The organism is Nocardioides sp. J9 (assembly GCF_007829375.1).
GTDB lineage: Bacteria > Actinomycetota > Actinomycetes > Propionibacteriales > Nocardioidaceae > Nocardioides.
On the sequence record NZ_VLJQ01000071.1, the window covers coordinates 34,166 to 51,997 of the forward strand.

General features: G+C 71.8%; 16 protein-coding genes. 6 read left to right on the top strand and 10 right to left on the bottom strand.

Translation table 11 applies throughout. The features are described 5' to 3' along the window. From L615_RS24215 to L615_RS11160, 3 genes are all read left to right on the top strand, one after another. The coding region (locus L615_RS24215; RefSeq protein ID WP_261376645.1) for a molybdopterin cofactor-binding domain-containing protein at positions 1-680 on the top strand (680 nt) is incomplete at its 5' end. A gap of 4 nt (positions 681-684) precedes the next feature. Beyond that, entirely contained in the window at positions 685-1,521 is an 837-nt protein-coding gene (xdhC, locus tag L615_RS11155) for a xanthine dehydrogenase accessory protein XdhC (protein WP_145725115.1), read from the top strand. Then, the gene (locus L615_RS11160; protein ID WP_028656508.1) at positions 1,518-2,843 is read left to right on the top strand and encodes a guanine deaminase; all 1,326 of its coding nucleotides are present in this window, start codon (positions 1,518-1,520) and stop codon (positions 2,841-2,843) included. Before xdhC ends, L615_RS11160 begins: the two co-directional genes overlap by 4 nt. A 644-nt stretch (positions 2,844-3,487) precedes the next feature. On the opposite strand, the gene L615_RS11165 is transcribed toward L615_RS11160, so the two are convergent. The 9 genes from L615_RS11165 to L615_RS11205 all read right to left on the bottom strand — a co-directional run bounded on the left by L615_RS11165 (position 3,488) and on the right by L615_RS11205 (position 12,515). Next, complete coding sequence (locus L615_RS11165; RefSeq protein ID WP_051485991.1) at positions 3,488-4,213, bottom strand: IclR family transcriptional regulator; 726 nt, start codon at positions 4,211-4,213, stop codon at positions 3,488-3,490. Positions 4,214-4,231: 18 nt separating this feature from the next. Then, entirely contained in the window at positions 4,232-5,644 is a 1,413-nt protein-coding gene (locus L615_RS11170; protein WP_145725116.1) for a nucleobase:cation symporter-2 family protein, read from the bottom strand. Between the two features lie 10 nt (positions 5,645-5,654). Beyond that, entirely contained in the window at positions 5,655-6,560 is a 906-nt protein-coding gene (pucL, locus tag L615_RS11175) for a factor-independent urate hydroxylase (RefSeq protein WP_145725117.1), read from the bottom strand. Position 6,561: 1 nt separating this feature from the next. Then, complete coding sequence (uraH, locus tag L615_RS11180; RefSeq protein WP_198020254.1) at positions 6,562-6,927, bottom strand: hydroxyisourate hydrolase; 366 nt, start codon at positions 6,925-6,927, stop codon at positions 6,562-6,564. Next, positions 6,924-7,433, bottom strand: a complete 510-nt coding sequence (gene uraD / locus L615_RS11185) for a 2-oxo-4-hydroxy-4-carboxy-5-ureidoimidazoline decarboxylase (RefSeq protein ID WP_028656493.1) — start codon at positions 7,431-7,433, stop codon at positions 6,924-6,926. The genes uraH and uraD overlap by 4 nt, the downstream gene beginning before the upstream one ends. A 240-nt stretch (positions 7,434-7,673) precedes the next feature. Further along, positions 7,674-8,141: a helix-turn-helix domain-containing protein gene (locus L615_RS11190; protein ID WP_145725118.1), complete on the bottom strand. Its 468-nt coding sequence runs from the start codon at positions 8,139-8,141 to the stop codon at positions 7,674-7,676. A 92-nt stretch (positions 8,142-8,233) separates the two neighbouring features. After that, the gene (locus L615_RS11195) at positions 8,234-9,493 is read right to left on the bottom strand and encodes a DUF6986 family protein (protein ID WP_145725119.1); all 1,260 of its coding nucleotides are present in this window, start codon (positions 9,491-9,493) and stop codon (positions 8,234-8,236) included. Then, positions 9,490-11,088, bottom strand: a complete 1,599-nt coding sequence (gene aceB, locus L615_RS11200) for a malate synthase A (RefSeq protein WP_036518448.1) — start codon at positions 11,086-11,088, stop codon at positions 9,490-9,492. The genes L615_RS11195 and aceB overlap by 4 nt, the downstream gene beginning before the upstream one ends. A gap of 14 nt (positions 11,089-11,102) precedes the next feature. After that, entirely contained in the window at positions 11,103-12,515 is a 1,413-nt protein-coding gene (locus L615_RS11205; protein WP_222430528.1) for an NAD-dependent malic enzyme, read from the bottom strand. Between the two features lie 110 nt (positions 12,516-12,625). Here L615_RS11205 and L615_RS11210 point away from each other — a divergent pair, with 110 nt between their 5' ends. Next, positions 12,626-13,393: an IclR family transcriptional regulator gene (locus L615_RS11210; RefSeq protein WP_028656488.1), complete on the top strand. Its 768-nt coding sequence runs from the start codon at positions 12,626-12,628 to the stop codon at positions 13,391-13,393. Here L615_RS11210 and L615_RS11215 read toward each other — a convergent pair. Then, the gene (locus tag L615_RS11215; RefSeq protein ID WP_145725121.1) at positions 13,353-15,545 is read right to left on the bottom strand and encodes a thiamine pyrophosphate-dependent enzyme; all 2,193 of its coding nucleotides are present in this window, start codon (positions 15,543-15,545) and stop codon (positions 13,353-13,355) included. The genes L615_RS11210 and L615_RS11215 overlap by 41 nt on opposite strands. Positions 15,546-16,091: 546 nt before the next feature. Between L615_RS11215 and L615_RS11220 the strand changes: the two genes are divergently transcribed. Continuing rightward, the gene (locus tag L615_RS11220) at positions 16,092-16,331 is read left to right on the top strand and encodes a helix-turn-helix domain-containing protein (RefSeq protein WP_145725122.1); all 240 of its coding nucleotides are present in this window, start codon (positions 16,092-16,094) and stop codon (positions 16,329-16,331) included. 2 nt (positions 16,332-16,333) lie between these two features. Beyond that, a complete protein-coding gene (xerC, locus tag L615_RS11225; protein WP_186449829.1) occupies positions 16,334-17,656 on the top strand; it encodes a tyrosine recombinase XerC in 1,323 nt (440 codons plus the stop codon). Positions 17,657-17,832: the final 176 nt, after the last annotated feature.

Sequence of the window (17,832 nt, forward strand, 5' to 3'; positions counted from 1 at the left end):
CCGCCGCGTCGGGGACGATCGGCTGGGACGAGCTGGTCAACACCGCCTACCACCAGCGGGTGCAGCTCTGGGCGGCCGGCTTCTACCGCACCGAGGGCCTGCACTGGGACGCCGCGAGCATGCGCGGCGAGCCGTTCAAGTACTTCGCCTACGGCGTCGCCGCGGCCGAGGTCGAGGTCGACGGGTTCACCGGCTCCTACCGGCTGCGCCAGGTCGACATCGTCCACGACGTCGGCGACAGCCTCAGCCCGCTGATCGACATCGGCCAGATCGAAGGCGGCTTCGTGCAGGGCATGGGCTGGCTGACCCTCGAGGACCTGCGCTGGGACACCTCCGACGGCCCGGGCCGTGGCCGGCTGGCGACCCAGGCGGCGAGCACCTACAAGCTCCCCAGCTTCTCCGAGATGCCCGAGGTCTTCCGGGTCGCGCTGCTCGAGAAGGCCCACGAGGAGGGCGCCGTCTACGGCTCGAAGGCCGTCGGCGAGCCGCCGCTCATGCTGGCCTTCTCGGTGCGCGAGGCGCTGCGCGAGGCGGCTGCCGCGTTCGGCCCCGCCGGCACCAGCATCGAGCTGGGTTGCCCGGCGACGCCGGAGGCCGTGTTTTGGGCGCTCGACGGTGCCCGCGCGGCGGCGACCCCCGTGCCGCCGGACCCCGAGCCCGTCCTCGTGAGCGCGGGGTGACGTCGTGCAGTGGCTGAAGGCGGTCCAGCGGCTCCGGGAGCAGCGCGTCCCCGGCGTCCTGGTGACCCTGACGTCCGTGCGCGGCCACTCGCCGCGCGAGGCCGGCGCCAAGATGGTCGTCGCCGCCGACGCATCGTGGGACAGCGTCGGCGGCGGCAACCTCGAGGCCGTCGCCATCGAGCGCGCCCGCGCCATGCTGGCCGAGGGCAGCACCACGCCGCAGACCGTGGAGTGCTCGCTGTCCGACAAGGCGCCGTACCAGCACGGCGTGCAGTGCTGCGGCGGCGAGGTCGAGATGCTGCTCGAGCCGCTGCCCGTCGTGCCGTCCGTCGCGATCTTCGGGATGGGTCACGTCGGCCTCGAGCTCGCGCGGGTCCTGGCCCGCCACGACATCGAGCTGCACCTGGTCGACTCGCGCTCCGAGCAGCTCGAGCCCGCCCAGCTGCGGGCGCTGGACGACGCCGTCGCCAACGTGCACGTGCACCGGGTTCCGGTGCTGCCCGAGCTCGTCGTCGGCGAGCTGCCCACCGGGACGCACCTGCTGGTGATGACCCACGACCACGCCGAGGACGCCGCGTTGTGCGACGCGGCGATCCGCTCCTCCCACCTCGCGACGATCGGGCTGATCGGCTCGAGCGCGAAGTGGACCCGCTTCCGGACGAAGCTGGCCGACGAGGGCCACTCCCCCGAGGCGATCGCCCGCATCACCACGCCCATCGGGCTCCCCGACCTGCCCGGCAAGGAACCGGCCACCATCGCCGTCAGCGTCGCGGCCTGGCTGCTGCAGGTGTTCTCGCGGGAGCACGCCCCCACCGACACCCGACCCGAGGTGACCCAGTGACGATCTTCCGGGGAAGCTTCCTCGACACGCCCGCCGACCCGTTCACCGGAGGCGCCCTGCGAGCCGAGGAGGACGGCGCCGTCGTCGTCCACGACGGGGTGGTCGCCGCCCGCGGCACGTACGCCGAGCTGCGGGCGGTCCACCCCGACGACGACGTGGTCGACCTGACCGGCGGCGTCGTCCTGCCCGGCTTCGTCGACACGCACGTGCACTTCCCGCAGGTGCGCGCGATCGGCGGCCTCGGCATGCCGCTGCTCGACTGGCTCGAGCAGTGCGCTCTCCCCGAGGAGGCCCGGCTCGCCGACACCACCTACGCCGAGGGCGTCGCCACGGACTTCGTCCGCGGCCTCGTCGGCGCCGGTACGACGACCGCGCTGGTCTTCGGCAGCCACTTCGCCGGCGCCGTCGACGCGCTGTTCGCCGAGGCCGACCGCGTCGGCCTGCGCGTCACCAGCGGCCTGGTCCTCAGCGACCGCCTGCTGCGCGCCGACCTGCTGACCGACCCCGACCGCGCGGTCGCCGAGTCCGTCGCGCTCGCCTCCCGCTGGCACGGGGCCGGCCGCAGCCGCTACGCCGTGACCCCGCGCTTCTCGCTGTCCTGCACCGACGACATGCTCGCCGCCTGCGCCGAGGTGCTGGCCGCGGTGCCCGGCGCGATGCTCACCTCGCACGTCAACGAGAACCCCCGCGAGGTCGAGGGCGTGCGCGAGCTGCACGGGTGCGACTACGTGACGTCGTACGACCGGCACGGGCTGGTCGGCGCCGCCACCGTGCTCGCCCACGACGTGCACCCGACCGACCAGGAGCTCGCCCTCCTCGGCGTCCGCGGCGCCGCCGTCGCGCACTGCCCGACCAGCAACGCAGCCCTCGGCAGCGGTCTCTTCCCGCTCGCCCGCCACCGCGCCAACGGTGTGCGCGTCGCGCTCGGCTCCGACGTCGGCGCCGGCACCGGCTTCTCGCTGCTGAAGGAGGGCCTGCAGGCCTACTTCGCGCAGCAGCTGCTCGGCGACGCGGGTGTCCCGCTCAGCCCGCCGCACCTGCTCCACCTGGCCACCGCGGCCGGCGCCGACGCCCTCGGCCTCGGCGACCAGGTCGGCGACTTCTCCGTCGGCCGCCGCTTCGACGCCCAGTGGATCCGTCCCGCCCCCGGCACCCCGCTCGACGTCGGCCTCACCCACGCCGCCAGCCCCGGCGACGCCCTGGCCCGCGTCTTCGCCCTCGGCACCCCCGCCGACGTCCGCGGCGTGTGGATCGACGGCGTCCCCGTCACCCGCCCCGACGACGCCGTCGCGGAGGCAGGCTCCCCACTGCTGGTGGGCTGACGCCCTGCACCCGGGTGTGCCCGGCACAGCCCGCCCGCCAGGCCCGGAGGTTTCGAGGCTCGGCGCCGGGGCGCCTCGCACCTCAACCACCGGGGCTTGGCGCAGGCGGCGTGACGGTGGCACCTCCCGCCGAAGTCACAGGGAGATGTGCGCCGATCGGGCGGAAACTGCACGATCCGAGGCGGATTCCCTGCAGTTCGTGACCAATCGGCGGCCGCGCAGCGCGGGGTCAAGTCCCGGTGGTTGAGGTGCGACGAGCGCCAGCGAGGAGCCTCGAAACCACCGAGACCTGTGCGCGGGCGTCGTGGGGGCACCACCCACCGTGATCACACGGAGACGAGCGCCGCTTGGGCAGGAACTGCACGATCCGAGGCCGATTCCCTGCAGTTCGTGACCAATCGGCGGCCGCGCAGCGCGGCGCGGGCGCAGTCCGTGTCGGCAAGCGCGCCGCCAGCCGTCCGTCAGGGCCCCGCAGTCAAGGACGCCGCAGGCGCCGCGCAGCGGGCGAGCGAAGCGAGCTCCTTGACGGCGGGGGACGGACGGCTACGGTGCGCGGCCGCCGAGAACTCCCCCGAGGTCCGACCTCCTCTGCGTCGGAGATCGGAGACCAGCCCCGAGCATCGAGGCGCGCGGTCTACATGCCATCAGCGCACGACGCGCTTGAGCTCCTCGGCGACCTGCGGCACCCGCTCCCGGCCGACCCTGGTGGTCGGGCCGGAGACGGAGACGGCGAGGGGGAAGGGTGAGGAGAGGACGGGGACGGCGACACAGCGGGCGGCGTACTCGTCCTCCTCGTCGTCGACGGCGTAGCCGAGCCGGCGCACCGTCGCGAGGTCGGCGAGCAGGTCCTCGACGGTGCCGAGGGTGCGGTGGGTGCGCCGCGGCAGGCCGGTACGACGGACCAGCTCGGCCACGGCGTCGTCGGCCAGCTGCGCCAGCATCGCCTTCCCGACCGCCGAGCAGTGCGCCATCGTGCGGTGGTGCGGGACGGTCGAGGTGCGCATGGGGTGGGAGGACTGCACCTGCGCGACGTAGAGCACGACGTCGCCGCACAGGGTGGCGGCGCTGGCGGTCTCGCCGGTCGAGCGTTCGAGCCGCTGCAGCCAGGGCGTGAGCGCGGGGCCGACCGGGTGGAGCGCAATGCCGCCGAGCGCGACGAGGCGCGGGCCGAGGCGGTAGCGGCGGTCGGGGTCCTGGTGCAGGTAGCCGGAGGCCACCAGGGAGCGCACCATCCGGTGCGCGGTCGAGACCGGTACGCCGCAGGCGGCGGCGAGATCGCTGAGGCCGATCGGCTCGCCGGCGTCGGCGACCTGCTCGAGAAGGCCGAGCGCCCGCCCCAGTGACTGGAGCGGGCGCTGTGCGGTGTCCATGAGAACCCTTCGGCCGACCTAGGCCCTGGCGATGTCGTCGTCGAGGCGCTCGCCGAGGCTGTCGCGCCGGTCCTCCGACGCGGCGAACACCGAGGCGCCGGACTTGTTCCCGAGCGTGACCTCGTTGAACAAGACGTTGAGCACGACGGCGACCAGGGCGGTCGCGCTGATGCCGGAGTGCATGACGACACCGAGCCACTCCGGGAACGCGTCCCAGAAGGTGGGGGCGGCGATCGGGATGATGCCGACGGCGACCGCGACGGAGACGATCACCATGTTGAGGTTGTCCTGGTAGTCGACCCGCGACAGCGTGCGGATGCCGCTCGCGGCCACGGAACCGAAGAGCACGATGCCGGCACCGCCGAGGACGGGGTACGGGATCGCGGCGACCACCGCACCGATGACCGGGAGCAGGCCGAGCAGCAGGAGGACGAGGCCGCCGGTGGCGACGACGTACCGGCTCCGGACGCCGGTGAGGGCGACCAGGCCGACGTTCTGGGCGAACGCGCTGCACGGGAAGGTGCCGAACACCGGAGCGACCGTGGTGGCGGCCATGTCGGCGCGCAGGCCGGCGGCGACCCGCCTGGTGTCGACGTCGGTCTCGACGATCTCGCCGATGGCGAGGATGTCGGCCGTCGTCTCCGTCATGATCACCAGCACCACGATCGTCATCGACACGATCGCGCCGATCTCGAAGGTCGGGCTGCCGAAGTGCATGACCGGCGGCAGCGCGACCACGTCGGCGTCACCGACGGCCGAGAAGTCCGCCTTGCCGGCGATCGTCGCGATGACGGTGCCGACGACGAGGCCGCTGAGGATCGACAGCCGGGAGATCGCGCCCTGGAAGACGCGGCTGATGACCAGGATGATCAGCAGCGTGAGCCCGGCGTAGCCGATGTTGGTCATCGACCCGAAGTCCGGTGCGGACTCGTTGTTGCCCATCGCCCAACGGAACGACACCGGCATCAGCGACAGGCCGATGACCGTGATGATGGTGCCGGTGACCACGGCTGGGAACAGCCGCACCAGCTGGGCGAAGAACGACGACAGCACGAGGCCGATGAGGCCGGCGACGATGATCGCCCCGAAGACCGGGCGGAGCCCGTCCTCGCTGGCGATGGTGACCATCGTCGACACGCTGGCGAAGGAGATGCCCTGCACGATCGGCAGCCGGCTGCCGAACGGGCCGAGCCCGAGGGTCTGCAACAGCGTCGCGAGGCCCGAGACGAAGAGGCCGGCGGTGACCAGCAGCGCCAGGTCCGTCGCCGAGAGGCCCGCGGCACCCCCGACGATGAGCGGCGGCGCGATCACGCCGCCGTACATCGTCAGGATGTGCTGCGTGCCGTAGGCGAGGAGCTGGCCCGGCGGGTGCCGCTCGTCCTCCGGCCGGGTGGAGACCGGCGCGGTTGACTTCTTCCTGCGGCCGAGCATGACCGCCCCCTCAGCAGAAGCCGGGGATCGCGTGCCAGGCGTTGCCGGCATCGCGGGCCTCGTCGCGGATGACGGAGGCCTCGATCAGGCCGTAGGGCCGGTCGGCGGCGAAGAACACCTCGCCCGGGTTGTCGAGACCGAAGGGCGACAGGTCCGAGAGGAAGTGGTGCTTGTTGGGCGCGGAGAACTTGATCTCGGCGACGTCGGCGTGCTGCTCGAGGACCGAGGTGCCCATGCCGTGCAGGGTCTGCTGCAGCGCGAGGCTGTGGATCTCGGCGAACCGCTGCAGGAGCAGGGCGCGGATGGAGTCGTAGGACTTGTCCCAGTCGACGTCGGTGCCCTCGTAGCGCCAGCGGGCGACGAGCGACGTGGCGAGGATGCGGTCGTTGGTCTCCTGCAGGGTCGTGTACTCGTCCTTGAGGAAGCCGTGGAACTCCGAGCCGGTCGACTTGAGCACGACGAGGTCCTTGATGCCGGACACCACGTGTGCGACGCGGTCCTCGCCGCGGCCGTCGACGTTGACGACGGTGGTGCGCACCCCGCCGCCGGTGCGGACGAAGGAGTGGTCGTGGCCGGTGCCGTCGACCTGGATGCGGTCCCAGGCGTACTCGTCGATCTCGACGCGCGCGCCCTCGGCGGCCGGGCAGGCCTCGAGGTAGCGGTCGGCGAGCGCGAGGGCGAACTCCTCGATCGAGGCGACGCCGATCTTCTTGGCGTAGGCGAAGACCGTGTTCTTCTGCGTGTCGGTCGGCAGCACGTCCTTCTGGTCGCCCGAGGTGTGGGCGTCGTCGAAGCGGCCGCGCAGCGCGGTCGAGACGTTCAGGTCGCGGATCTGGTGGCGGGGCGTGTCACGGACGATCCGTACGACGCGGTTCTCGGCCTTGCCGTACTGGTTGGGTCCAAGGCGGATGGGCATGTCAGCTCCCTCGGTAGGTGGAGTAGGCGAACGGGCTCAGCAGGAGCGGTACGTGGTGGTGCCGCTGGTCGGTGACGGCGAAGGTGATGGTCACCTCGGGGAAGAAGCACTCCTGGCCGCTCGCCGCCGCGTAGGCGGCGGTGTCGAACCGGAGCTGGTAGGTGCCGGCGGGGACCTGGTCGGGTCCGAGCTCGGCCACCCGGCCGTCGTCGTCGGTGGTGGCCTCGGCGAGGACGGTGGTCTGGGGGTCGGCCTGGCTGGTATCGGCCTGCTCGAGGCGCGAGAGCCGGACCGGGACACCGGCGGCCGGGCGGCCCAGCGCGGTGTCGAGGACGTGGGTCGTGATGGCGCTGCGGTGGGTGCTCACGCGGAGACCTCCTCGGTGGTCAGGACCCGCTCGAGGCGCAGCAGGGCGATCTTGCGCAGCTCGTCGGCGACGACCGCCGCCTCGGCCTCGGGGTCGTTGTCGAGGCGCTGCCGGAGCGCGGCGAGGATCTCCTCGGCCGAGCGGCCGGAGGCGCAGATCAGGAAGACCCGGCCGAAGCGGTCCTCGTAAGCGCGGTTGCCCTCGGCGAGCTCGCGGGCGGTGGCGTCGTCGGTGCTGACGCCCGCCTGCTCCTTGCGCGACCAGGCCGCCTCCTTGTGCTCGCCCTCGGCGCGCTCGCCGATCCGCGGGTGCGCGGCCAGCGCCCGCTCGACGTCGGCCGCCGTGAACCGCCGGGCCGCGTCGTCGGCGGCGCGGAGCACGGCCGACTCGTCGTCGTACGGCCGGCCGGCGAGGACCGCGGCGACCCAGTCAGGGACGTCGCAGCACGCCTGGAGCGCCGGCCGGAGGTCGTCCTCCGGAGCCTGGTTGAACAGTTCGAGGTCCATGCCACCTGCCCTCTCGCAGAGCGGAAAAGTGATTCCGTATGCAAAGAGAGTGACATGTGACCCGGATCACGGTCAACAGTTTGTTGAAAAGATTTCGGGGAGTTCTGGTGCGGCGGGGAGGGGTCGCCGACCAGGCCGGGAATCACCGCTCAGGCGGCGATTCCCTGACTTGTTGACCGCTGCAAGGGCCACCACGTCGGGGAAGCGGCCACCATGTCCGGCCGCGCACGGCCGACGGCCTCAGCCCTTCTCGCGGTTCAGGTAGTTGTAGACGGTGAACCGGGTGACGCCGAGCGCCTCGGCGACGATCTCCGCGCTCTTGCGGTACTCGAACGCGCCACGCTCCTCCAGCAGCCGCACCGCGCGCTGCTTCTCCGGGCGCCCGAGCGCGCGCAGGTCGCCGCCGAGCTCGTCGGCGACCTCGGCGAGGAGGGCGTCCAGCCCCGAGACGGTACGACGAGGGGCCGGTCGCCCCTCGAGCCGGACCTGGAAGGTGACCTGGTCGGCGCCGTGGTCGAAGCCGGCGGCGACCACCGTCGCCAGGGTGCGAAGGACGGCCTCGCGCTCGCCGCGCACGGAGGTGCCGAGCGGGCCGAAGTCGCACTCGAGGCCGGCCTCGCGGGCGGCCTCGAGGGCCGCGGTGGCGTGCTCGGGCGGCTCGCCCTCGCCGCGGAACGGCTCGGTGGTGAACTCGGCTTCGAGGCGCATGGCCGCAGGCTACCCAGCCGGCCGCCACGCACCCCTCGGGCGCGTGGGCGCCGGCAGGCGACCGCGGACGGTCCCTGCCGGCGCCGAGGGGATCACGCCGGCTCGGCGACCTTCCGCTTCGCCAGCTCGGCGAGCCGGCGCTGGTCGATGCCGGCGAGCTTGTCGACCTCGTCGACGCCGACGGCCCCGCACTCGACGCCGCGCAGCACGAACGCGGCGAGGGCCGTTGCGGTGGCCGGCTCGTCGAGGTAGCTGGAGTCGCCGCCGTGCACGTAGGCGCGCAGCCGCGCGGCCGCGGTCTCCAGGCCCTCGCGGAAGAAGGAGTAGGTTGCGACGTACCGGCTCGGCAGCTGGGCGGGGTGCAGGTCCCAGCCCTGGTAGATGCCGCGCGAGAGGGAGCGGCGGACCAGGCGCAGGTGCAGGCGCCACGCGGCACGCACGGCCTCGCGGTCGCCGACTGGCAGCACGTTGGTGGAGCCGTCGGAGACGAAGACACCGGTGCCGGCGGCGGCGACCTGCATGACGTCCTTGGCGTGGTCGGCGACCGGGTGCTCCATGCTCTGGTAGGCCGCGGCGACGCCCAGGGACGCGGAGTAGTCGTAGGTCCCGTAGTGCAGTCCGGTGACCCGGCCGGCGCCGGCGGTGATCATCCGCGCAACGAGGGCGGTGCCGTCGTTGCCGAGGATGGCCTGCGGGGTCTCGACCTGGATCTCGAAGGGCACCGGCGTGGTGATGCCGTGCGCCTCCTCGAGCGCCTCCAGCGCGGTGACCATCGCGGCCACCTGCTCGACCGAGGTGACCTTCGGCAACGTGACGACGAAGCCGTCGGTGATGCGGCCGGCGGCGGCGAGCTCGCCGAGGAAGAGGTCGAGGGTGCGCAGCCCACGGTGGCGGGTGGGCGCCTCGAACGACTTGATCCGGATGCCGCGGAAAGGCGGGGCCGAGCCGTCGCGCACGGTCGCGGCGAGGGTGCGCGCGGCCTGGACGACCGCGGCGTCCTCGTCGACGTCGGGCCGGTTGCCGTAGCCGTCCTCGAAGTCGATGCGCAGGTCCTCGATCGGCTCCCGCTCGAGCTTGGCGGTCACCCGGTCGTAGACCTCGGCGGCGAGGCTGGGCCGCAGGTCGAGCGCCTCGGCGATCTCGATCGCGGACCGGCCGTGCAGCGCGAGCACGCTGCGCGCGTCCTCGGACCACTCGGTGACGAGGTCGGCGGTGTAGCGGTCGCCGGGGACGTAGACCGTGTGCACCGGCTGGCGCACCCCCCGGTCGCCCGGGTACGACGACGCGAGGGCCGCGTCCGCGTCGGCGAGCGTGCCGTCGAGGCGGGTCACGAGGTCGTCGAGGTGGCTCATGACGCCACCACGGCGTCGTACGCGGGCAGGGTGAGGAAGTCGACGTACTCGTCGGCGAGCGCGACCTCCTCGAAGATCCGGCGCGCCTCCTCGAAGCGGTGCTCGGTGCCCTCCGCGTCGGCGAGGATCTTGGCGACCTCCTCGTCGAGGACCTGGCGCACGAGGTCGGCGGTGACGACGGTGCCGTCGTCGAGCTTCGACTCGTTGCGCACCCACTGCCAGATCTGCGAGCGGGAGATCTCGGCGGTGGCGGCGTCCTCCATGAGGTTGTGGATGCCGACGGCGCCGAGGCCGCGCAGCCAGGCCTCGAGGTAGAGCAGCGCGACCTCGACGTTGTCGCGCAGGCCGGCGGCGGTGATCTCGCCGGGCGTGGAGGCGACGTCGAGCAGGTCGTCGGCGGTGACCTCGACGTCGTCGCGCTGGCGCTCGACCTGGTTGGGCCGGTCGCCGAGGACGGCGTCGAAGACCTCGCGGCACACGGGGACGAGGTCGGGGTGGGCGACCCACGAGCCGTCGAAGCCGTCGCCGGCCTCCCGCTCCTTGTCCTCGCGGACCTTGGCGAACGCGCGGGCGTTGACCTCCTCGTCCTTGCGGCTCGGGATGAAGGCCGCCATGCCGCCGATGGCCTGGGCGTTGCGCCGGTGGCAGGTCTTCACGAGCAGCTGCGCGTAGGCGCGCATGAACGGCGAGGTCATGCCGACCGACGCGCGGTCGGGGAGGACGAACTCGGGGCCGGAGTCGCGGAAGTACTTGATGATGCTGAACAGGTAGTCCCAGCGGCCGGCGTTGAGGCCGGAGACGTGGTCGCGCAGCTCGTAGAGGATCTCGTCCATCTCGAACGCGGCCGGGATGGTCTCGATCAGCACGGTGGCGCGCACGCTGCCGTGCGGGACGCCGAGCTCGGCCTGGGCGAACGTGAACACGTCGTTCCACAGCCGCGCCTCGAGGTGGCTCTCCATCTTCGGCAGGTAGAAGTACGGGCCACTGCCACGCTCGAGCAGCTCGCGGGCGTTGTGGAAGAAGTAGAGGCCGAAATCGACGAGGGCGCCGACGACCGGCGTGCCGTCGACGAGCAGGTGCTGCTCGTCGAAGTGCCAGCCGCGCGGGCGCATCACGATCGTCGCGAGCCGCTGGTCCTGCTCGAGCTCGTAGGTCTTGCCCTGTGGCGAGGTGAACGAGATCTGGCGGCGGATGGCGTCGTACAGGTTGACCTGGCCGCCGACCACGTTGGACCAGTGCGGGGTGCTGGCGTCCTCCATGTCGGCCAGCCACACGCGGGCACCGGAGTTGAGCGCGTTGATGGTCATCTTCCGGTCCGTGGGGCCGGTGATCTCGACACGCCGGTCCTGGAGGTCCGCAGGGGCCGGGGCGACGGTCCAGTCGCCGGCGCGCACGTCCGCGGTCTCGGGCAGGAAGTCGAGGCGGCCGGTGCGGGCCACCTCCTCCCGGCGGGTACGGCGGGCGGCGAGCAGCTCGTCGCGGCGGGCGCCGAAGCGCTCCTGCAGCTGCGCGACGAAGGCGAGGGCGTCCGGCGTGAGGATCTCCGCGCCTCGCTCGACCTCGCCACCGGCGATCTGAATGTCCACGGGTTCCATCTCCTTCGTTGCGGTCATCGTGCGGCCTCCCGCACCCCCGCGGCCACGGCCGGCGCGACGGCCGGGTCGAAGACCGAGGGCACGATGTAGCTGGCGTTCACCTCGTCGGGGTTCACCGCGTCGGCGATCGCCTGGGCGGCCGCGAGCATCACCTCGTCGGTGATCTCGCGGGCTCCCGCGTCCAGCATCCCCCGGAACAGGCCGGGGAAGGCAAGGACGTTGTTGATCTGGTTGGGGTAGTCGGAGCGGCCGGTCGCGACGACGGCGGCGTGCTCGCGGGCCGCCGCCGGGTCGACCTCGGGGTCGGGATTGGCAAGGGCGAACACGATGGCGTCGTCGGCCATCGTGGCGATGTCGTCGCCGTCGAGCAGGTTCGGCGCGGAGACGCCGATGAAGACGTCGGCGCCCGCGAGGGCCTCCTTGAGCGAGCCGGTGAAGCCGTCGGCGTTGGTGTTCTCGGCGATCCAGGCGCGGTCGGGGTCGAGGCCCTCCTGACCGCGGTGCACGGCACCGTTGCGGGCGCACGCGACGACGTCCTTGGCGCCCTGGGCGAGCAGGAGCTGGATGATCGCGTGACCGGCGGCGCCGACGCCGCTGACGACGATGCGGACCGCGGACATCTCCTTGCCGACCACGCGCAGGGCGTTGGTGAGCGCGGCGAGGACGACGATCGCGGTGCCGTGCTGGTCGTCGTGGAAGACGGGGATGTCGAGCTCGGCGCGCAGCCGGCGCTCGATCTCGAAGCAGCGCGGGGCGGCGATGTCCTCGAGGTTGACGCCGCCGTACGACACGGCGATCGCCTTGACGATGCTGATGATCTCCTCGGTGTCCTGGGTGTCCAGGCAGACCGGCCAGGCGTCGACGTCGGCGAACTGCTTGAACAGCGCGGCCTTGCCCTCCATCACCGGCAGGGCGGCGCCGGGGCCGATGTTGCCGAGGCCGAGGACGGCCGAGCCGTCGGTGACCACGGCGACGGTGTTGCGCTTGATCGTCAGCCGGCGCAGGTCCTCGGGGTTGTCGGCGATGGCGCGGCAGATCCGCGCGACGCCGGGGGTGTAGGCGCGGGACAGGTCGTCGCGGTGCTTGAGCGGCACCTTCGGCACGACCTCGAGCTTGCCGCCGAGGTGCATGAGGAAGGTGCGGTCGCTGACCTTGCGCACGGACACGCCGGGGACGGCCGCCAGGGCGTCGGTCACCGTGCTGCCGTGGTCGACGTCGGTGACGTCGCAGGTGAGGTCGACGACGAGGGTGTCCGCGTGCGACTCCGCCACGTCCAGGGCGGTGACCGAGCCGCCCGCGGCGGCGACCGCAGCCACGAGGCTGCCGGTGGCACCGGCAGAGGAAGGCGTCTCGACACGGACGGTGATCGCGTACCCGGGGCTCGGAGTCGCCACCGTTTTCCTCTCCGTGGATGGATACTTTCGCATTGTGGATAGTAGTCCGCGTCACACCCCGAGCGCAACCAATCCCGGACTTCCTTCATTCGACGCTAGACTTCCGTCATCCGGAAGTGGTTCCGGTGGACCGAGGAGTGCAGATGAGTGAGAACCAGGCCCCCGCGAAGGGTCGTGCCGGCGGCGTCCAGTCGATCGAGCGGGCGTTCGCCCTGCTGGAGACGATGGCCGACAACGGCGGGATGATGGGCCTGTCCCAGCTGGCCACCGCCTCCGGGCTGCCGCTGCCGACCATCCACCGGCTGGTGCGCACCCTCGTCGACCTCGGTTACCTGCGCCAGGAGCCGAACCGCCAGTATGTGCTGGGCCCCAAGCTGATCCGCCTCGGCGAGAGCTCCTCGCACATGCTCTCCACCTGGGCGCGCCCGCACCTGGCCCGCCTCGTCGACGAGCTCGGCGAGTCCTCCAACCTCGCCATGCTCGACGGCGACCAGATCGTCTACGTCGCGCAGGCGCAGTCGCGCCAGTCGATGCGGATGTTCACCGAGGTCGGTCGCCGCGTCTCCCCGCACTGCACCGCGGTCGGCAAGGCGATCCTCGCCGGCATGGAGCCCGAGCAGGTGCGCGACATCCTGCGACGCACCGACATGGTGCGCCACACCGACACCACCCTCACCGACCCTGACGCCTACCTCGAGCAGCTCGAGTGGGTCGGCCAGCACGGCTACGCCATCGACGAGGGCGAGCAGGAGGAGGGCGTGCGCTGCGTCGCGGTCGCCGTCCCCGGCTACGCCACCCGCCTGGCCATCTCCGTCTCCGGCCCGACCGGCCGGATGAACGACGAGCTCGTCGAGCGCGCGGTCCCGCTGCTCACCGACGCGGGGAAGCTGCTCGCCGCCGACCTCGGCTGACCACCCGCCGGGCGGTTTCGACGACCTCGTACACCTGCAGCAGCACGGTGGCGGCGGCCGGGCCGAGCGGCACGTAGCTGTCGGCGCTCGCGACGCGGGCGACCGGCACGTCGACGCCGGCCTCGACCAGCGCGGTCACCACGCCCTCGCCGACCCCGCCGCTGCGTCGCGTCTCGTCGACGACCAGCACGGCGTCGTACGTCGCGGCCAGCCCGGCGAGCACCTGCTCGGGCAGGGGTGAGAGCCACACCAGGTCGAGCACGGTGCAGCCGGTGCCCTCCGCCTCGAGGGTCCGTGCGGCGCTCCGGGCCATGTGGACCCCGTTGCCGAAGGTGACCAGGAGCAGGTCGGTGCCCCCTCCCCAGGTGGCGACGTCGCCGGGCGCGAAGCAGCCCGTCGGGTCGGGCGCGGCCAGCCAGGCTCCGTCACCCTCGACCAGGTCGCGGGTGTGGTAGCGGGCGATCGGCTCGACGTACACCGCCACCCGGCCCTCCTCGCGGGCCAGGCGCAGGCAGCCGCGCAGCAGGCCGGGCGCGAGGGCGGGGTGGCTCGGCACCGCCAGCACCAGGCCGGGGACGTCGCGCAGCACGGCGAGCGAGTTGTCGTTGTGGAAGTGCCCGCCGAAGCCGCGCTGGTAGGCCAACCCCGCGATCCGCACGACCATCCCGTTCTCGTACTGCCCGTCCGAGAAGAACCGCAACGACGCGGCCTCGCCGCGCAGCTGGTCCTCGGCGTTGTGGAGGTAGGCGAGGTACTGGATCTCCGGCACCGGGGTGAAGCCCGCCAGCGCGGCGCCGAGCGCGGTGCCCAGGATCGTCTGCTCGTCGAGCAGCGTGTCCAGCACCCGGGTCGGCCCGAGCTCGGCCGACAGGCCGCGGGTGACGCCGTAGACCCCGCCCTTGGCGCCGACGTCCTCCCCGAGCACGAGGACCCCCGGGTCGCGGGCCATCTCCTCGTGCAGCGTGCGGTTGATCGCCTGGGCCAGGGTGAGGCGCCCCTCCCCGTCGGCCGGTACGTCGTCGGGCCGGTGCCGCACCGGCGCCCCGGTCGGGCGGTGCGCGATCGGCGCGACCACCTCGGAGCGCGTGGCGAGCGGCGGTTCACCGACCACCTCCTCCATGACCGCGGCGACCCGCTCCCGCGTCGCCTCGTACTGCTCGAGCACCTCCTGCGGGGTCCGCAGGCCGCGCTCCACGAGGGCCCGTGCGGTGCCGAGCAGCGGGTCCAGCGCGAGGTCCGCCGCGATGGCGCGGGGCGTGCGGTAGGCGATCTCGACGTCGGACCCGGCGTGGCCCATGAACCGGACCGTACGCAGGCGCAGCGCCGCCGGAGCCTGGGTCTTCCGGACCCGGTCCAGCGCCCGGCGGACCACGTCCAGCAGCCCGACGGGGTCGTGGCCGTCGGCGGTGAAGCAGGGGACGCCGGGCAGGGAGCCGAGCACGGCCTCGACCCAGCCCCGCGGCGTACGCGTGCTGATGCCGAGGCCGTTGTCCTCGCAGACGAGCAGCACCGGGCAGGGCTTGTGCCGGTGGGCGACGTAGGCCGCGGCGTTGAGCGCGCCGGCAGCGGTGGAGTGGTTGACCGACGCGTCACCGAAGCTGGTCACCACGACCGCGTCGTCGGACCACGGCGTCGACCGCCCGAGCGCCGCGGCCAGTCCGAGCGAGAAGCCCAGCCCCACCGCTCGCGGCAGGTGCGAGGCGATCGTCGACGTCTGCGGGACGATGCCGAGGCGCGGGTGGCCGAAGACCTTGTGCCGTCCGCCCGACGCCGGGTCGTGGCGCGACGTGGTCAGGCTGCGTAGCGTCTCGCGCACCGGGTCCACCTCACCGCTGCGGGCGGCCCGCGCGGCGTAGAACCCGCCGGAGCGGTAGTGCAGCAGCGCCGGGTCGGTCAGCCGCGACAAGAGCCCGAGCGCGGCGTTCGACTCGTGCCCCGCGGACCCGATCGTGTAGTAGCCCGCACCCCGTCGCTGCAGCTCACGCGCGGCGAGGTCGAGGTGCCGGCTGACCACCTGCGCCTCGAGCAGGGCCAGCAGCTCCTCGGCGAGACCCGGCTGGTCCAAGCCGGCCGTGGCGCCCGGCCCCGGTAGTCCTGCTGGCACGGCGAGCCCGCGCACCGCGTCGAGGAAGTGCTGGTCGACAGGCTCCACCCCTCGACCTTCTCAACCCGACGGCCTGGGCGCCACCACTTCCCGCGCCTGGCTGCTCAGGAGCCGTCGATCCCGCTGCGGTAGTTCAGCAGGCCCGTCCCGACCGGAAAGCACGAAGGCCCCGCTCCGCTTCCGCGGATCAGGGCCTGCTGCGTGGAGCCGCCTGTCGGAATCGAACCGACGACCTAATCATTCCGAACAGGAGATGTAGTGAGGTCGTACAGAGGTGCAAGAGGGTGCATTCAGGCGTGGACGGTGGCGCAAACGGGCCCGTCGCGGAGCAACCAGGTGACTGCCAGCGCGTTCAAACGTGTCACAAACGTGTCAATCCGACGACGCACACCTGATAGGACCACGAGCACCTCGGCATCGGTCCGAGCGGATGCAGAGCGCAGACGAGCCGGGCTTGTTAGGGCCACACGCGCCGGGTTGCACCGGAGCGCACCCATCGATTCTCTCCGATGTGATCGCACAACGCGAGTCTCTCGCCTTAGGTATGTAGGCGGTACCGGCCGCCCCGAAGGAGCGCACCCGAGAGGCATACCGATGACTGAGAACGAGCTTCCACACACTTCCGACGCGGCGGCGGACGATCCCTTGCTGACACCTGAGGAGGTTTCGGTCATGCTCGGCGGGGTGCCGGTCGCCACGCTCAAGCGATGGCGCACGCAGCGCAGCGGACCACTCGTCCTCCACATTGGACGCCACGTCCGGTATCGACGGTCGGCAGTCGAGACCTGGCTGAGCGAGAAGGACCGGGAAGCGGCCGACTGGATGGCCTCGTAATCATGGTGCAGATCAGAATCGCACGAGGCGAACATGGCGAGATCGTCGTCAAGCAACAGCCGAACGGCATCTGGCTTGCCCGGGTTCAGGTTCGCGATATCGACGGACGTGTGCGATCCGTGCGGGTGTCGGACCGGACCAAGGGATCAGCCCTCAGGCGTCTGGAACGACGTCTTGAGAATCGGGTTGACCCTTCAATGACCGGCGTCGTCGCAGATACGACCCTTGAGGCTCTTGCCGGCATCTGGCTGCAGCACCGCAAAGACCACGGCAAGGTCCGTACGAAGGGCCCGCTGGCGCCGCAGACACTTGCGACCTACAACGCGGAGATCGAGCACGTCATCGTCCCTGCCGTTGGCCAGGTGCAGGTGAAAGAGGTGAATGTTCCCTTTCTCGATCGCCTCTTCGCGGACGTCGAGCATGGAAGGAAGCATGGCAAGTACGCAGCGCGCGAAGGCGGCCGCTCCACAAGACAACTGCGAGTAGTCCTGGGAGGCATGCTGGGCCTCGCCGTCTCCCATGGTGCCCTCGCTGCGAATCCGATGCGAGACGCGTCGAAGTCGGCGCGTGAGCCACGGGCCGAGGTTGAGTTCCTCACCGTCCAACAGGCTCTACACCTCCGGTTCAGAGTCCAGCGCCAGTCGGTTCGCGTGGAGAGCCGACGAATGCCCAACACGGACCTCGAGGAGTTTGTAGACCTGCTACTTGGTACGGGCTGTCGAGAAGGCGAAGGACTTGCGATCCGGCCGATGGACCTGTCTGGGTTCGACGGCCCCCTGCCCATCCTCCACGTGTGTGGAACTCTGGTCGAGCCCCGCAAGGGCTTTGTCGAGAAGCTCCATCGCCAAGACACCACGAAGACTCGCGAGGATCGGAGGCTCATTCTCCCTGACCGCGTCGCCAACCTTCTGCAGGAGCGGATGCATCGCGTGCCGCCGCCGCGACCAGACGCACCGATCTTCGCCACCCGCACTGGCAACTGGATCTCACCCTCAAACATGCGCACCCGGCTGCGGCGGGCAATAGAGCGCAGCGTCGCCACCGGCGATCCTCGCGATCGCGAAATCGACGGGACGACCCTCCACACCCTCCGCCGCACGGTCGGAACTCTGCTGACCCACGAGGTATCGCTCGATGCCGCCCGGGAACAGCTCGGGCACAGGGACCCCTCCATTACCTACCAGCACTACGTCGGAAAGCGCTCCGTGGCTCCAGACGTCCGCACCACGCTGGCCCAGCTGTTGGTCGCACCACCCTCGAAAACAGACGGTGACGCAGAAGAGCCGACCAGCCCCAACAGCACGAAGCCCTCCCGCGTCGCCTGACTCGGGTTGAACTGCCCAGCAGGAGGCTCTCGATCTTCTGATCCGTAGGGCTCAGATGGGGTGACCGGCGCCGACCCGGCACGCCTACGGCCGACACCTCGATGCCCCCAAAGTGGCTCTTCGCAGTTGAGGGTGTAGCCAGCGTCGCGTAGGGCTCGGCGCGTCGGTGCCCGGGG

Coding starts and splice junctions, on each gene's coding strand:
- L615_RS11165 (WP_051485991.1), bottom strand. CDS start 4,213: ATGGACACCGCACAGCGCCCGCTCCAGTCACTGGGGCGGGCGCTCGGC.
- L615_RS11170 (WP_145725116.1), bottom strand. CDS start 5,644: ATGCTCGGCCGCAGGAAGAAGTCAACCGCGCCGGTCTCCACCCGGCCG.
- pucL (WP_145725117.1), bottom strand. CDS start 6,560: ATGCCCATCCGCCTTGGACCCAACCAGTACGGCAAGGCCGAGAACCGC.
- uraD (WP_028656493.1), bottom strand. CDS start 7,433: ATGGACCTCGAACTGTTCAACCAGGCTCCGGAGGACGACCTCCGGCCG.
- L615_RS11190 (WP_145725118.1), bottom strand. CDS start 8,141: ATGCGCCTCGAAGCCGAGTTCACCACCGAGCCGTTCCGCGGCGAGGGC.
- L615_RS11195 (WP_145725119.1), bottom strand. CDS start 9,493: ATGAGCCACCTCGACGACCTCGTGACCCGCCTCGACGGCACGCTCGCC.
- aceB (WP_036518448.1), bottom strand. CDS start 11,088: ATGGAACCCGTGGACATTCAGATCGCCGGTGGCGAGGTCGAGCGAGGC.
- L615_RS11205 (WP_222430528.1), bottom strand. CDS start 12,515: ATGCGAAAGTATCCATCCACGGAGAGGAAAACGGTGGCGACTCCGAGC.
- L615_RS11210 (WP_028656488.1), top strand. CDS start 12,626: ATGAGTGAGAACCAGGCCCCCGCGAAGGGTCGTGCCGGCGGCGTCCAG.
- L615_RS11220 (WP_145725122.1), top strand. CDS start 16,092: ATGACTGAGAACGAGCTTCCACACACTTCCGACGCGGCGGCGGACGAT.
- xerC (WP_186449829.1), top strand. CDS start 16,334: ATGGTGCAGATCAGAATCGCACGAGGCGAACATGGCGAGATCGTCGTC.